This is a genomic window from Sporosarcina ureae, assembly GCF_002082015.1.
Classification (GTDB): Bacteria; Bacillota; Bacilli; order Bacillales_A; family Planococcaceae; genus Sporosarcina; species Sporosarcina ureae_A.
Genome location: NZ_CP015109.1, coordinates 3,245,340 through 3,261,143, shown reverse-complemented (window position 1 = coordinate 3,261,143; position 15,804 = coordinate 3,245,340). Strand labels below are relative to the sequence as shown.

17 protein-coding genes and 1 riboswitch are annotated in these 15,804 nt (G+C 40.9%); of the genes, 1 reads left to right on the top strand and 16 read right to left on the bottom strand.

Annotated elements, in window-relative coordinates:
* Positions 1-3: 3 nt before the first annotated feature.
* The 11 genes from SporoP17a_RS15825 to SporoP17a_RS15775 all read right to left on the bottom strand — a co-directional run bounded on the left by SporoP17a_RS15825 (position 4) and on the right by SporoP17a_RS15775 (position 9,794).
* Complete coding sequence (locus tag SporoP17a_RS15825) at positions 4-588, bottom strand: lysophospholipid acyltransferase family protein (protein ID WP_083035578.1); 585 nt, start codon at positions 586-588, stop codon at positions 4-6.
* Positions 585-1,262, bottom strand: a complete 678-nt coding sequence (gene cmk / locus SporoP17a_RS15820; RefSeq protein ID WP_083035577.1) for a (d)CMP kinase — start codon at positions 1,260-1,262, stop codon at positions 585-587. Before cmk ends, SporoP17a_RS15825 begins: the two co-directional genes overlap by 4 nt.
* Before the next feature lie 76 nt (positions 1,263-1,338).
* A complete protein-coding gene (locus SporoP17a_RS15815) occupies positions 1,339-1,980 on the bottom strand; it encodes a flagellar brake protein (protein WP_156890590.1) in 642 nt (213 codons plus the stop codon).
* 65 nt (positions 1,981-2,045) lie between these two features.
* Positions 2,046-3,329, bottom strand: coding sequence for a PepSY1/2 domain-containing protein (locus tag SporoP17a_RS15810; RefSeq protein WP_083035575.1), 1,284 nt, complete (start codon positions 3,327-3,329; stop codon positions 2,046-2,048).
* Positions 3,330-3,352: 23 nt separating this feature from the next.
* Positions 3,353-4,150, bottom strand: coding sequence for a spore cortex-lytic enzyme (gene sleB, locus SporoP17a_RS15805; RefSeq protein WP_083035574.1), 798 nt, complete (start codon positions 4,148-4,150; stop codon positions 3,353-3,355).
* 97 nt (positions 4,151-4,247) lie between these two features.
* Positions 4,248-4,928: a glutamic-type intramembrane protease PrsW gene (prsW, locus tag SporoP17a_RS15800; RefSeq protein WP_083035573.1), complete on the bottom strand. Its 681-nt coding sequence runs from the start codon at positions 4,926-4,928 to the stop codon at positions 4,248-4,250.
* Positions 4,929-5,008: 80 nt separating this feature from the next.
* Positions 5,009-5,971, bottom strand: a complete 963-nt coding sequence (locus tag SporoP17a_RS15795; protein ID WP_083035572.1) for a YpdA family putative bacillithiol disulfide reductase — start codon at positions 5,969-5,971, stop codon at positions 5,009-5,011.
* 28 nt (positions 5,972-5,999) lie between these two features.
* A complete protein-coding gene (locus SporoP17a_RS15790; RefSeq protein ID WP_083035571.1) occupies positions 6,000-6,764 on the bottom strand; it encodes a metallophosphoesterase in 765 nt (254 codons plus the stop codon).
* A gap of 91 nt (positions 6,765-6,855) precedes the next feature.
* Complete coding sequence (locus SporoP17a_RS15785) at positions 6,856-7,179, bottom strand: hypothetical protein (protein ID WP_083035570.1); 324 nt, start codon at positions 7,177-7,179, stop codon at positions 6,856-6,858.
* Between the two features lie 147 nt (positions 7,180-7,326).
* The gene (locus SporoP17a_RS15780) at positions 7,327-8,766 is read right to left on the bottom strand and encodes a RecQ family ATP-dependent DNA helicase (protein ID WP_167693453.1); all 1,440 of its coding nucleotides are present in this window, start codon (positions 8,764-8,766) and stop codon (positions 7,327-7,329) included.
* Entirely contained in the window at positions 8,766-9,794 is a 1,029-nt protein-coding gene (locus tag SporoP17a_RS15775; protein WP_083035568.1) for a YpbB family protein, read from the bottom strand. Before SporoP17a_RS15775 ends, SporoP17a_RS15780 begins: the two co-directional genes overlap by 1 nt.
* Before the next feature lie 112 nt (positions 9,795-9,906).
* Here SporoP17a_RS15775 and SporoP17a_RS15770 point away from each other — a divergent pair, with 112 nt between their 5' ends.
* Positions 9,907-10,164 carry a ferredoxin gene (locus tag SporoP17a_RS15770; protein WP_083036167.1) on the top strand — a complete coding sequence of 86 codons (258 nt, stop codon included), beginning with the start codon at positions 9,907-9,909 and terminating at the stop codon, positions 10,162-10,164.
* A gap of 274 nt (positions 10,165-10,438) precedes the next feature.
* On the opposite strand, the gene SporoP17a_RS15765 is transcribed toward SporoP17a_RS15770, so the two are convergent.
* From SporoP17a_RS15765 to SporoP17a_RS15745, 5 genes are all read right to left on the bottom strand, one after another.
* The gene (locus tag SporoP17a_RS15765; protein ID WP_083035567.1) at positions 10,439-11,020 is read right to left on the bottom strand and encodes an ECF transporter S component; all 582 of its coding nucleotides are present in this window, start codon (positions 11,018-11,020) and stop codon (positions 10,439-10,441) included.
* 190 nt (positions 11,021-11,210) lie between these two features.
* Positions 11,211-11,345: riboswitch (FMN riboswitch) on the bottom strand.
* Positions 11,346-11,417: 72 nt separating this feature from the next.
* Positions 11,418-12,617: a GerMN domain-containing protein gene (locus SporoP17a_RS15760; protein ID WP_083035566.1), complete on the bottom strand. Its 1,200-nt coding sequence runs from the start codon at positions 12,615-12,617 to the stop codon at positions 11,418-11,420.
* Positions 12,618-12,621: 4 nt separating this feature from the next.
* Positions 12,622-13,146, bottom strand: a complete 525-nt coding sequence (locus SporoP17a_RS15755; protein ID WP_083035565.1) for an RNA polymerase sigma factor SigX — start codon at positions 13,144-13,146, stop codon at positions 12,622-12,624.
* 45 nt (positions 13,147-13,191) lie between these two features.
* A complete protein-coding gene (locus SporoP17a_RS15750; RefSeq protein ID WP_083035564.1) occupies positions 13,192-14,994 on the bottom strand; it encodes an ATP-binding protein in 1,803 nt (600 codons plus the stop codon).
* Positions 14,991-15,710, bottom strand: coding sequence for a response regulator transcription factor (locus tag SporoP17a_RS15745; RefSeq protein WP_083035563.1), 720 nt, complete (start codon positions 15,708-15,710; stop codon positions 14,991-14,993). The genes SporoP17a_RS15750 and SporoP17a_RS15745 overlap by 4 nt, the downstream gene beginning before the upstream one ends.
* Positions 15,711-15,804: the final 94 nt, after the last annotated feature.

Here is a 15,804-nt window from a genome sequence, read left to right as displayed (position 1 = left end):
CTTTTATTTGTACTGTTCTATTAACTTGGATATCTCTGCCATAATGGCCTCTGTTACCTCTTCAGCAGAAGCTTTTCTTTCACGATATGGCGTCATATCCATCGCTTCTCCATACACGACCTTCAATTGAGAAAAGGCTTTATACGGTCCAATAATTGCACAAGGGACGACTTTCGCCTCTCCACCTTTTAACGCAAAGAATCCAGCGCCCGCCAAACCTTTTCCAATCTCTCCCGTTTTGCTTCTAGTTCCTTCTGGGAAGAGACCTACCACTTTGTCTTCGCGTAATAGTTTAATGGTTTTACGGAATGCTTCCCGGTCACTCATGCCGCGTTTTACAGGATATGCTTGAACTTTTGGTAACAACGTTTTAAGAACCGGCTTATCAAATAACTCCTCTTTGGCCATAAAGTGAACCGTTCTCGGACATGTAATACCGACAATAGGCGGATCTAAATTATCTATATGATTTGTACATAAGAGCACGCCGCCTTGTTTCGGGAAATTTTCTTTGCCGATTACCTTAATTCGATAAAGTGGAAAACAAACAGTACTAATCAAAAATTTGCCTAGTGGATATAAATTCATTTAGATAACCTCTTTTCGGCATATTCGACAATACTATTCGTCACTTCTTCTATTGTTTTCCCTGTTGTGTCAATTATAATCGCATCTTCTGCTTTTTTTAATGGAGAAATTTTACGTTGAGTGTCCGCTTGATCTCTCTCACTGATTTCTCTTTTCAATGTTTCATAATCCGACTTCATTCCACGCTTCTGCTCTTCTAGTAAGCGACGCTTTGCACGCTCTTCCACGGAAGCTGTCATGAATACTTTCAACTCCGCTTCAGGCAAGACGGCAGTCCCTATATCCCTGCCATCCATTACTACAGGTGATTCCGCTGCCAGAATTCGCTGTTTAGCGACCAAAAGTTCACGAACAGATGTCAAAGCCGCTATCGCTGAAACATTAGTCGTTACTTTATGCGAACGTATCGCATCGGTTACGTCTATACCGTCTAGCAAAACTTTTTGCACTTGTTCACCCGGTTGCAATTCGATTTCTGTTTGTGCAATCAACCGCGTGATTTCTTCTTCATTGCGTGGATCGATGGCGCTTTGAAGTACTTTGTAAGTAATCGCACGATACATAGCTCCTGTATCGATATACGTATATCCTAATTTTTTAGCAACTAATTTAGCAATTGTACTTTTACCTGCTGCTGCAGGTCCATCAATTGCGATTCTCATTCCACCTGTCATGATGAAAACCCCTCCATTTACGCCTTTATTGTACCATAAGCAAAAAGGAAAAGTCTGCTCTCGACAGACTTTTCCTTTAGCTATTTCGTAATTCTAACTGTCGCTCAAAACAATAGCGAATAATGTGTTGTCGATCTTTGTCGTCTATTTCTTCAAACATGAAAGAGCTCAATCTACGCTTTTCGCTTTCCCAGTTTCTGACTACTTTCGCTTTACATGAAACATATTTGATTTCTGTTTTCGAGAAATACAATACGATCAATAATGTCACTTCTGTATTTTGCGTGAAGTAGTCATGGTCTTTCATATTGACTGCTAATCCGCCAGCGCTGAGATCTAACGATACCAATTGCAACGATGCGGAATCTGCTTGTAATGCCACGTCCAAAGACGTTTCAACACGAACAAATTCTCTTCTTTGGATTTTTATCAGATGCTGATCACCAGGATATTTAAGTTTAAGCATCGGTATCGTTTGGTTAACTCGGCTATGCACCTCTGTACGAAATGCATAGGACATCTTATACTGATCTACGAATGTAACGAGAAGCTGTGTACCATCTATAAAGAATGCTGTCTTGCCCGTCATCATGTTGATCGGGTAATCCATCATGAAATGCCCTTCATCTTCAATATCGACGACGCGGCATTTAAATTTCTCCGATTCCTCGGTATAATCTTTTTCTAATGTTAATACTGTCCCGATACTTAGTCTCATTTCTCCACCTGCCATTCGTCCTATACTATCATTATGTCATGTGGAGTAAATTTTTCCAATCCTTTTTATTGTTTTTCTGTCGTAATGACTTCTAACGTTTCCGTGTCAACGAGAATCTTGTACGTTTCCACATTTTCTTCTCCAGAAACAATGGTTAAATAATGCGCAAGTCGTTGCTCCATTTGACTATTTTCCACGTACGCAAGCTCTTGAGCCATTACTGTAACATCCGGTCTAAAGAACGTGTGCCACTCTGCTGTTCGAATAGGCTGTGGTTTCAGCTGTTCTTTACGAATGTATTCCGACGCATTCAAACCGATCACTTCACCATTGTCTTTTGCTAATTTAATATGAATTGGGTCTGAGAATACTTTGGCGTCATTCTCAGGATCCACTCGAACGTAAACAAAGTGCCATGCGGTATCATTTTCTCTAGCCTCTTCTAAAACCAAATCTGTATAATCCGCCTTCCGTAAAAACTCATCTGCCATTTTCTCTAGCTCTTCATAGGATACGGTTGGCTTGCCCATGCGGCGCTCCACGAGATATGACAGAACATGTCCACCTTTTTCAGTTACGTCTATATAGCCGATTGAAGAGTTTTCAGCAAAACGAATATGGTAAAACGGATATGGTGCACCTTTCCTACTTTTTTCCGCTGCAATGACATCATTCGATACACTCGGTAGAAGTTTTTTGAACTTTTGAATCGCTTCATCCTCGGTAATTTTCTTATCTTTAATATTACGCAACTCTTTTTTCTTTTCTGCATCAGACTCACTTGCTGTTAAAGGAAATACTGCTTCTGTGTATTCCATAACTGACTCGCCCATTTTCGACCAATTCGCCTGACCATCGGGTGAGTCACGTAATTTTTTCTCCCAGTTGCTCATAGACATTCTTTTTGAAAACATATCTTTGGTTGCCAACTGCCATTCACTTGTCAATTCATTCAAATTTTCTGAAGCACGTTGCATCACACCATAATATTCATCTGAGTCACCTTGTTCTGTAGATTCCTTTGCGAAATTCCCTAACCGGCCTAAGTAATTCATCCAAGAAGTAGAGAAACTTTGGTCTACAGGAAGTGAAGAAATAGATGATTTGATGTCTGAGGATAGTCGCCAAATATCTTCCCGTTCCTTCGCAGAACTTTTTTGATCTTCAAAGAGTAACGACTTGTTTACTGCTTCTTCCAACTCACCAAGTTTTTGCGAAGCATCCGTCATACTTTTCGAGTATTGAGCATTCAACGCAATCGATAAATCTTCATTTTCACGTACCGTTCCAAACGTATATATTCCCAATACAATACATGCATAGGTCAGAATGAAAATCATTTGCTTCATAATAAGCTAGGTCCTCCTTTCTATTAGTCACAAAATATGTGTAAACCGATTTTCTTTATTTGCGGTCTCGACCAAATCCATTTACTAGTAGCCGTGATTGGATTGAAATAGTAAATTGCATTTTCTGAAGGATCCCAGCCGTTGATTGCATCGATTACCGCTTCTTTCGCGCGTTCATTTGGAGTTAGCCAAATCTGTCCGTCTGCAACCGCAGTAAACGCTCCTGGTTGAAAGATAACGCCACCAATTGAATCAGGAAAATCTGGATGTTCGACACGGTTTAAAATAACTGCCGCTACCGCCACTTGTCCTTCGTATGGCTCTCCACGAGATTCACCATACACTGCATTGGCCAATAAATTAATATCCTGATCGGTATATTTAGGCGGTGCTTGCATTTGGGTTTGCGACTGCTTGTGTGGTGCACTCCCCTTTTTCACTTGCGATTCCAGCGACTGACCACCGTAATAGGTAAATTGGTTCCCTTTCGCTATCTGTCCCTTTACATACTTTTCATCGTAATCAGAAATTCCTTGCAACTTCTTCTTGGTTCCTTTTCCTGCAATCCCGTCAAGCGGTAGGCCGTATTGCTCTTGGAAATTGCGTAACGCCCAGTAAGTTCCAAATCCAAAATTGCCATCAATCTCTCCATGATAGAAACCAATATATTGGAGCCTTGCTTGCAACTCAATGACATCGTCTCCTTTTGCACCTTTAGCCAAGTCACGTCCGCTGAATGCTTCACTATGACTCACAAAGATAGAAAACACCATGATGCCTGCCAGGAATAAAAATAGGAAGCGTTTTGTAGTTCGCTTCATCGACATCCACCTCCAAAAAATTATGCTTCCTTGTAGTTTGTCCAATATCCAGTATTTTATAAGGCAAAAAATCCGTCTGAGTAATTCAGACGGATTTCTAAAAGTTTGATTGATTTCTTTTTCTAAATTGCTGCATCGCAAAAGTGTGCGCGTACTTCACTCGCGTCAGCCCGAACCACCAAAGGAACAACATAAAAGGAATCATTAAATATAGCCAATCATCATAGGTAAATAAAATCGAATTGTAGAATACATGAAGCAAGAATGGCGCCAAAAATGCAATGGCAATCCATTTCGCTTTTTCTGACGCAGCAGAAAACTTAGCTTTACCAAAATAATACCCCATGACAATACCAAATAATGCGTGACTGGAAACAGGGAGTAATGCACGAATAAATGCCGTATCCAAACCGAAAGACAGTAGATATAAAATGTTTTCTACTGTGGCGAATCCAAGCGATACACTCGCTCCATACAAAATCCCATCATAGGCATCTTCAAATTCAATGGTTTTATATACGAAAATAAAAATAATGATCCATTTAAAAAATTCTTCTAAACTGCTCGTAAATAATACATTGCGGAAAAACTCATTATTAAATACATGCTCTTCTTCAAATACATGCTGAATAAATAAAATAGGAAATGTCATGATTGCACCGTAAATGAATGCATGGAATAGCGACTTGGATGGCTCCTTAGCAATTTGTTTACGTAAATATAAATAACTGAAAAGTGCCAGCGCCGGCGCTATTGCGACTGTCAGTAAAATAAACATAGGCGCCTCCTCATGAAGCTAGTATAGCACATCCAAAACGATAAAAGCCGCTTGACTTACAAGGCAAGCGACTCATCCATTCACTTATTTTGCGCAATATATTTCGCAATCATTCCACCATGGAAACGCCCATTTTCGATAAAGATTTCGTTCGCATTATTACCTGCTGCAATAACACCAGCAATGAATAAATTAGTCACGTTCGTTTCCATCGTATCTTCATTGAAGACAGGTCGTCCAGATTGTTCATCTACTTCAATACCTATTTTACGTAAAAAGGCATGATCCGGGTGATAACCAATCATCGCAAAGACATAGTCGCTTTCAAGATCAAATGTTGTCCCTTGCTGATTGACAGTGACCGCTTTTTCTGTAATCTTCGTTACACACGCGTTAAAGTGCATATCGATTTGACCGTTACGCACTAAACTATCAAAGCCCGGCAATATCCAAGGTTTCACGCTTTTGGAGTACGTATCATTTCGATAGACAACAGTTACATGCGCACCTGCACGCTGTAACTCCAGCGCTGCGTCGACAGCGGAGTTTTTCCCACCAATGACTGTTACTTTTTTATTGAAGTACGGATGTGCTTCTTTGAAGTAATGGTAAACAGTAGGCAAATTCTCTCCTTCGACATCTAAACGATTGGGTTGGTCATAATAACCTGTCGCCACTACGACATATTTCGCATCATAGACCGCTTTATTCGTTGTTACGACAAATCGATCATGCTGTTGATCTACATCTTCCACTCGCTCGTGACTGTTGATCTGCAAGTTTTCGATTTGCGCAACAGTTCTATAATAAACTAAGGCGTCATTACGCTTTGGCTTATCGATAGCTGTAATGAATGGCGTCTTGCCAATCGATAATTTCATACTGGAACTAAAAAATGTTTGGTGAGTCGGATAGTTATAAATTGAATGCACGATATTTCCTTTTTCGATCACCACTACCGACAAACCTATATTTTGCAATTCGATTGCCGCTGACAAGCCACACGGACCGCCACCGACAATTACTGCATCTACAGAATTCATGACATCTACTCTCCTAATTTCTCGCGTTCTAGTAATGAACTTCCACTACATGACACTCGGGTTTCGCACCCAAACGCAACGGCACCATCGTCGTTCCATAGCCATTACTAATTAATTTCGCGCTATTCCCCGTCGTCTCGAAACGACCAAGGTCTTGCATACCCCAAGGCCCCAGTCTGATCTGGCCTCCATGTGTATGGCCGGCAAGAGATAGTTCCGCGTGCAACTTTTCTTCAAACTTTCGGAAATAGGAAGGATTATGTACAGCGAGTATGAGATGATCATATCCTTTTGCAGAATCCACGGCCAGGTCAATCTCTACTTTTCCGTTATTTGGATCTTGCAGCCCACATATACCGAAACATGGGTGGTTCGGTATCGATGCCGTACTGTTGACTAGCACTTTTCCGCCAACTTGTTCCATTACACGTAGTATATTTTCTGTACCGACTTCTTGGTCATTATTGCCGAAAATATAATATATCGGTCCTATTGAGGCGAGCAAACGCATATTGCGTTCGATTCGCTCAATTGGCACACCACCTTCTGCCACATCTCCACCGACGATCACTGCATCAATAGACCGCGTACGTAAATCATCAATCAGCCGTTGAGGAATACTGCGCCTATGAATATCCGAAATAAAGAACACGTTCAATTGATTAGTTGGATTGGAATTAATATGTAACGTGTGTGTAAGCACACGATTCCGATGGGCTAAGGCAAACATATAGGTCAGCATGGTTGTCGCTGACAAAAAAACTGATAATCCCGCTATTCGAACCTTTTTCATTAGTCAACTCCCATAGAAAAAAGCAAAGCGTCTACTTTGCTTTTGTAGTAGTAATTTTCATTAGTAGTATAGCAAGTATTCAGTAAAACCCCTAACCATTGTACTGCATGTTAGAAACGGCATGCATGTAATCTGTCATGGCTGGGTAAAACCCTACCGATAACTCCACTTTTTCAACAGGTACTTGATCGGGAACGTCAGGAGAATGAAGATCCGATAATACATAGAGCAGTATAACAATAGGGATTAAAGTAAAAATCGCCAGAAAAATATTGATGACTTTCACACGACCATATTGCTCCTCTTTTTTTCTCCCGTGTACTTCTGCACGAGAAGGAAGTTTATCGAAAGATACTTTTTCTTTAATCTCTTTTCGCTGCTGTTCAACATCTATTTTATACTGATCGTTTAACATGTTTAATTTCTCCTTCACACCGCATAATGTCCGTTGCTATTATATGATGCAATTCCTTTATTCACTCAAAAAAGTACACCCGCTCACAAACTCATCTATATCTATTATGCCGAATTTTGTCTAAAAAGTAAATACAGACAGTCTGCTTCAACCTAATAATTGATGCAGTCGTTCGCGCCATTGTAATGCTTCAACTACTTGTTCAGTTGGTGGTTCCGACTTAATCAGCCAGTCTTCATTAAGGTTTTGACAGTTTGAACAGCAATCTGCTTCTGCAGGTGAAGTATTTTCTCCAAAAAAACGCACTAATTTTTCTCGTAAACAACTGTCACTTTTTGCATAGTTCTCCATCTCCGCAATTTGTTTCTCCTTCACTCGATATATTTGTTGGATTTGATGAACAACATTTGCTACATTAAATTGTCCCAAATAATAATCAAGTAAACGACTAGATACTTCGGTTAGCCCTGCTTGTTCAGCAGCCATTCGATTACCAATACCCGATTGCAGTAAAGAATGATAATACATAGTTTGCTGTTCATCTGGTAGATCCTCATACACTATGAACTTTACTTTCTGAATATCCCGCTCACTATACAAAAGGGTAGCCGCAGCTTGTTCTCCGTCACGGCCTGCACGTCCTACTTCCTGGATATACGCGCTGGGTGTAGCCGGTAGATGCTCATGAATAACTTGCCGGATATCATCTTTATGAATTCCCATCCCAAATGCATTGGTCGCACAAATCCACTCAAGTTCACCTTGTACAAATTGTTGTTGAATAATGGATCGTTCATCCTGTTCCTTGCCACCGTGATAGCTGGCTATCGGGATCCCTCTTTCTCGAATAATGGAAGCGAGTTCATCTGCACGTTTCCGTGAAGCAACATAAATAACACCAGGACCGATTGTTGTAGCAAGCCTCTGTATAATCCATTCTGTTTTTTCCCATTCATTATCCATATGCATCACTCGATACGATATATTCGGACGATCGATTGATTGTCTTTCGATGTGAGGATTTCGCATGTGCAAATACGTGGTAATGTCTTCCACTACTTTATCATTCGCAGTAGCAGTCAATGCCAGTACTGGTGCTCTCTCTAAAACTGAGAATAATTCCTTTAACCGTAAATAATCTGGTCTAAAATCAAATCCCCACTCTGAAATACAATGGGCTTCATCTACCACAAAAAAAGCTATAGATAATTGTTGTACAAGTTGACGGACATGCTCTTGCATCACCATTTCAGGCGATAGAAAAATGAACTTATATTGCGCTAAAGTAGAAAGCGCTAATTCCTTTTCCTGCCTCGATAAAAATGAATTGATAGCGACAACACGCTTCTCTTTATGTTTACGCAAGTTAGCTACTTGATCTTCCATCAACGCAACGAGAGGAGAGATGATGATCACTGCACCGTCGAGCATGTAGGCGGGTAATTGATAGCAAAGTGATTTTCCTGTACCCGTTGGGAAAATCGCCACGGCGTCTCGTCCAGCTAGTAACTCGGTAATGACCTCTTGCTGTCCGGGCCGGAATGATTCATAACCAAACTTTTGACGCAATATGTCTTGAAGTTCCATCAACTCTCCCTCTTTCCGATCATGATGATTAATCGCAATTGGAAATACGATAATTCTGGGCATTGCTGTTTCAGCAAACGCAATCGTTTCGTCTGTAACTGTTCAACATGACGCCAAACCGCATCTATTTGTTCTTCTTTTACAAAATCTTCATATGGAAAGCTATCCATATTCGCTGCCATTTCAATAAAATGATCTTCTATTGTACTTAATTTCAAATTTCGTAGAGAGGCGATTTGCTCTACTGAATAGCCCCTTTCAAATAGTTTCCGTGTTCGTTCTGCAGATTGTGTCAAATACGTGTCCACTCGACAACCTGCCGCTAATTCCGTAAGCAACGGACAGTTGGGTCGCTGTTGTATGAAATCAAGTAAAATATGTAACGCCTCTATATAGTACAATTGTATAGTCTGAACCGGTAGATTTACATTATCCGCCATCTGTTCCCAAGTAGATGCAGTGAGCCGAAATCCCGTCAATCGACCGCTCACTATCGTGCGTTGTAATTCTGTTAACGAGGAGTGAGTTAGCACATATTCCAATTCTATTCGCAATGACGTAGATAGATGGGTCATACAACTTGATTGATTACGTAAAAACTCTTTGATAAATTGCTGCGTAGGTAACTCCTTCTGAATCGGCATGAACATGGTTTCACCGCTGCGTAAATTCGACAATGTCTGAATTAGCAATGCCAACCGTCTGGCAAACTCTCTTTCACGTCCGCGGTAATTCCAGCCATTAAATCGCCACATTTCACTACCTGTCGCCATTTGTCCTTTTGCCGTTACATAGACGAGTTCATGTATATAAATTAAACCCTCTGCTTGCATCCGCTCTAGCGCTTGTTGATAGTCACTTGCCGTCAATTGCGGCAACAATGCATAGTATGATTTGACTTGATAATATTCGACGTCTTGTAATGTCTGCCCTGATCGTTTTCCGCGAAGTATATGGTAGACACCTTGCGCTGAACGCTCACCATGGAGGCGTTGAAAGATCGTCAATAAGATGGAATCGAAACTCATTTGAGCTACCCCCTGAAGAAATAACGTTTTTTTGTTGAAAAGTGATGAAAACAGCTTTAGAATAGAGGAGATACAAAATAGGTTGAGTGAATGGAAGAAGGGAGAAAGACAAATGTCTAGCAAAAAGTATACAATTGTCGATCAGGATACATGTATAGCCTGCGGGGCCTGCGGGGCTGCTGCGCCGGATATCTATGATTATGACGATGAGGGGATTGCATTTGTTATTTTAGATGATAACATGGGAAACACTGAAGTTCCAGAAGAACTGATGGAGGACCTCGAGGATGCGTATGATGGCTGCCCTACCGATTCAATTAAAATTGCGGACGAAGCCTTCGAAGGTGATCCGTTAAAATATGAAGATTAATTTAATCTTAACAACACTTCCGATTTTCGGATGTGTTGTTTTTTGTTTTTGCATTAAGTAGGTAGGCTACAGGATGGGATTTCAGCTCTAAGCGGACGCTTCCTTGCGGGCAGCAGTGAGTCAACCAATCGCAAGCTCCATTGGCACTCCCATCTAATTAGGCTAAACCATCGAGAGCCGCCTGTCACTTCAATCCCTTGGTACTCGCTACTTAACTTCTTAAACACAAAAAAACGCCAGCCTCCCTTTTGAGGGAAGATTGGCGCGTATTTATTTAGAACGATAATTTCTTTTGTTGCTGAAGAATCCACTTCTCCATGCTTCTATATAACATCAACGTGATGGCTAATAGCATAACACCCTTAACCAGGTTGAATGGTAAGATTCCCAATATGATCATCTGATACAACGAGTCGCCTGTAACTGCTGGCATACCTAGGAAATATGTGTACATCGGCAAGAATACTAAGTAATTTAGTACACTCATACCTACTGCCATTGCTACTGTACCAGCGATCAAACCTGATGCAAGACCTTTAGTAGAACGATATTTCATGAAAATCCAATAGATCGGCATAATGAATAGCATACCTGTCACAAAGTTTGCGACTTCTCCTACTGGTACTCCTGTCGGGCTTCCTGATAAGAACCAATGCATGACGTTCTTCAATAACTCTACGCCTATTCCTGCAACTGGTCCCATCGTCATGATTGCCATAACAGCAGGGATTTCACTAAAATCGATCTTTAAAAATCCAGGCATCGCCGGGATCGGAAAGTTGAACTGCATTAATACAGTTGAAATACTTCCCAAAATGGCCACCAAAATGAGCTTACGTAACTTCTTGTTATTCACTTGTTCCTCTCTCCTTTTGCGATTCACTTCAAAAGAGGAAAGGCTTGCTCATCTATTGTCCCGCTAAAAATCCCTAAAGCAAAATATGCCTTAGGGAGAGTAAAATGCACTGTTAAGAACAGATAAATTATACAAACTTATCCGTCAGGAAACAAGCACCACTTTTGCGTACACAAAAAGATGGCTGCACCTTCACCTTCTCCCATCCAGACTATACTGTCGGCTCCGGAATCTCACCAGAATCAGCTGTTAAGCTCGCGGGCTAAAAGTAGAATTCTACTTCATTTCCGCCGGTCGGGAATTACACCCTGCCCCGAAGATGAATCAATATTTGATTATGAACCTATTATAACGTAAAAAAACTGTTTTGTAAACTTCGCGAGTTTACAAAACAGAATTATTCGTTAATTAAATAGTGTGGATTTGCACCAATCGGCTTTTCTACAGGCTGAGTGAAGTCAAATTCATTCCAGTGTTTTTGCTTAACTTGATCAAACTTTACATATTTATCAAAACTTGCCGCTGTCAGCGAGATGCCGTCTATTAATTGCATCGCTTCCTCCGGTTGCATCTGATCTAAATCAAGCTCTTCAGTAAATTTTACGTTGACGAGCTCTTCGTTTACTTTGACCGTGAAATCTATTTCTTTAGGTACAACAGTCGAATACACATCATTTGGTGAAACCTTCATGTCATTCAAAGCTTGCTCTACCGTTTCGGTAGTCTTACCAAAATTGGTGGAGAGTACTACTTCACCATCTGATTTTAAAAATCGATAATACGCTTGATGCGAAACCATTCCTGACAAGGCGATAGGTTCTTCCACTTGACCTACTTGATCAAACGTAATGGGCGAGGCATCTTCTTGTAAAAATTTTATTTCATCATATCCTAAAAACGTATCTTGTACGGATCGATTCAGCATCTCAAGTGTCGCACTCGATGTATCATACGTATGGTCCGCAGTAAATTTCATTTGAACTTGCTTACCGTTCGAGGAAATCATCGCTTTATACGGATGATACTCTATAAAACCTAGCGCCTCTTCGTCAAGTGTTTTAGCATACTCATTATAAAGCGCGACTGCATCTGGAGAGGTACCTAAGCGTTCAGCAAGGCGTTCATTCGGTATCAAGAATGTCACAGGAACAATGGTTGCCTGATTGGTAGCCAGGCCAATATGAAACACTGTGTGACCCATGAGATCGGAAGGATAAGCAGCATATGACAGCGGTGTCGAAGCCTGTCTAGTAAACACAGATGCGTCACTTGCGTCATTCGACTGCATCTCTTCACTACTCTCCACTTCAATAGGATCAGCCGATTCCTCTGTCGTTGCTTGCTCCATCGATACTTCATTGTTTTGCTGAATGAATGTTGGCATGAGGATGGTGAGCAATACAATCGCTGCAATAGCTGCAAGGATGGGAGGCCATTTTGATTTCGACGGCCTCTTCTTTGGCCCGTTCGGCTCAGAAAGTCTTGAGTCTTCCTTTAACCGTTGCATAATCTCATCTTTGGAACGCTGATCTTTCACGACAGGCATGTCACGTAAACGTTTCTCGATATGATCTTCATTCCATTTGTCTTTACTCATCTCATCACCCCTCCCTCGCGGAACGCGCTTCCAACTTTACTTGCAATACTTTGATTGCACGATGCTGTGTCGTTTTCACTTTGCTTTCAGTCCAGCCCAGAACTTCAGCCGTTTCAGCAACTGATAGATCCTGAAAGAAGCGCATGAGGATGACCATTTTCTGATCACCCGTACATGTGTGCAACACATCAAGCACCTGCTCTTGCTCTTCATCCGCTTCAATCAATTGTTCAGGCAAACGGTCAGCTGAGGATAATTGCTCTGTTTCCCAATCAAAATGAATGTTTGCATGTTTGTTGATGGTGGATTGTTTTCGAAAATAGTCAATCGAGACATTTTTCGCAATCGCAAACAGCCAAGTTTTCTCAGAACTTTTCCCTTCAAAACGGCCATATGATTTGAGTACCCGCACATATACTTCATGCATCAAATCTTCGGCTACTTCCCGATTACGAGTCAAATAAGTGAGGAAGTTGAATACGTCACGGTTATAGTCTTCATATAATCGTTGAAAAACTAAATCATCCATTCAATCCCCTCGCTCTATAGTAGTCGTTTCAGTATAGAAGAAGTTTCATTTATTTAATGTGTCAAGTGGAAGTGAACAAATAAAGATGGTTCCTTTTTCATCACCACGGGTTGCTAAAATCGAGCCATTATGTGCTTCTATAATGTTTTTTGCAATAGCCAAACCAAGTCCTGTTCCACCTTTTCCTCTTGTTCTCGCTTTATCCGCCTTATAAAAACGCTCAAAGACGAATGGCAAATCCTTTTCAGGTATACCGACACCTGTATCGGCTACTGTAATATCAAGTGTTCCGGAAGACCGGTAGACACCTAACGTCACCGCTCCACCATCTGGAGTATGACGGATGGCGTTATCGATCAAATTAGTGAACACTTGCTCAAGACGGTCTTCATCAGCCGTGATGAGTAGTGTATTCGGTTCCTCCGTTACCAAAGACAAATCCACTTTCGCGTCTTTTGCTACTTGGGAGAACTTTGTTACCATACGTTCCAAAAACTCCACAATCGATAGAGGGTTTTTACTCAGTTGAATGTAGCCAGACTCCATTCTTGCTAGATTCAGCAAGTCCGTGACAAGGCGACTCATACGCTTAGATTCATCGTGGATGATCTGAACCATTTCCATACGTTCTTCTTCACTGCTCACTACATCATCTATGATGGCTTCACTATATCCTTGCAACATCGAAATGGGTGTTCGCAATTCATGTGAGACGTTGGCAATGAAATCCGAACGTAATTTATCTAGTTTATGCTGTTCCGTCATATCACGGAATACGGCCACCGCTCCACGGATACTATTTTCACTGTACAATGGACTAATGGAAATCACATAAAACTGTCCACCCAATTCCAACTCATCTTCTACTTCCTCAGCGAATGAAATGGCATGCTCTAGCATATGGAAGACTTCTTTAGGCAACGGATGATGACTTTTCTGATTATATCCATACCACTTTTTTAACAGTAGCTCGGCTTGTGGATTTTTCAGAAGAATGGAATAATCTTGATTAAACGTTACGACTGCATCTGTCATAGATGTAAGAATGCTAGAAAGCTGTTCTTTCTCCTGCTTAATCAACTCAATATTATATTTCAACTGACGTCCCATCTGATTGAAAGCAGTTGCTAACTGACCAATTTCATCTTTTTGTGTGACCGGCAAATGTGTATCGAAATTCCCTTTAGATAACTCAAACGCTGCTTGCTTCATCTTACGCAACGGCAATGTGATTTGCGTAGATAAGAAAAATGCAAAAAATGTAGTTAAAATAAACGCGATAAATGCGGATAGGAAGACTATGTTCGTCGTGCTCTTTGTTGTACGGTGCACAGCATCTAAGCTTTGGTACATGAGTACACTCGCTTGTTCGCCACTTGCTTGTTTAAATGGGTAAGACAGAATCAAAAATTGCTCCATGACATCTTGTTCTGTCAATGAAGGCAGTATCATTTCTTTGATTTTTTGCTTACCTGATTCAGGCGACTCAAACAGACTATCTTCCGATAAAAGTTCTTCTTCAATTTCTTTTTTACTTGAAGATGTATGGAATGAATACAACACATCCCCTTGTCGATCGACGACAATTGCATTGGTCTCTAAATCGAGGATATCATCTATAATTTGGTTCATAGACTGATTCATGGAACTTGCCGTTTGTTCGTTATAATCATTGACAATTTTGCCGATGGTAGCAGCTTCTCTTTGCAATGATTCTTCCGCTTGTTTTGTGTGGAAATTATCAAGGAATTCGAGTAGGAACAGTGTCACGATAAACAAGACAAAGGAAACGAGAAGCAATATGGTGGCCCATAGCTTCCCGACAATTGAATTCCATATTCTAATCATTCGTTTGGAACCTCGAACTTATAACCGACACCCCAAACAGTCACAATCATTTTCGCTGCGCGGTCTGAAACACGGCTCAGTTTTTCACGCAGCCGTTTGACATGAGTATCCACTGTACGTAAATCTCCGAAGAATTCGTAATGCCATACTTCTTTCAGCAATTGTTCACGATCGAACACTTTATCTGGTGACTTTGCTAGGAAATACAATAATTCGTATTCCTTCGGTGTTAAATTAACTTCTTTCCCTTCAGCTGTTACACGATGTGCATCGTGATCAATTGTCAGCTGTGGAAATACTACTAAATCTTTTGATGTCGTGTTAGACGACACATTCGGAAAAGCCACGGAACGTCTAAGCATAGCTTTTACGCGTAACACTACTTCTCTCGGGCTGAACGGCTTGACAATGTAATCATCTGCACCACTTTCAAACCCGCTCACACGGTCTGCCTCTTCACCTTTTGCCGTCAATAAAATAACAGGTGTCATAATTTTATTTTCACGTAGTTCAGCTAATACTTCCATGCCGTCTTTTTCGGGCATCATTACATCGAGCAATATACAATCATATTGTCCGGCAAACACTTTCTCTAGCGCGTCTGCTCCATCGACTGCTTCTTCAATTTCATAACCTTCTCTAGATAAATACATATTCAATAGGCGACGAATGCGATCCTCATCATCCACCACTAAGAGCTTCACTGTTTCTTCCACAATTCATTACCCCTTTCGACAACCTTCTATCTCTATTGTACAATTACTGACCTATAAAAAGAAATAAAAAGACTGCATGACAGTTATTGTCATG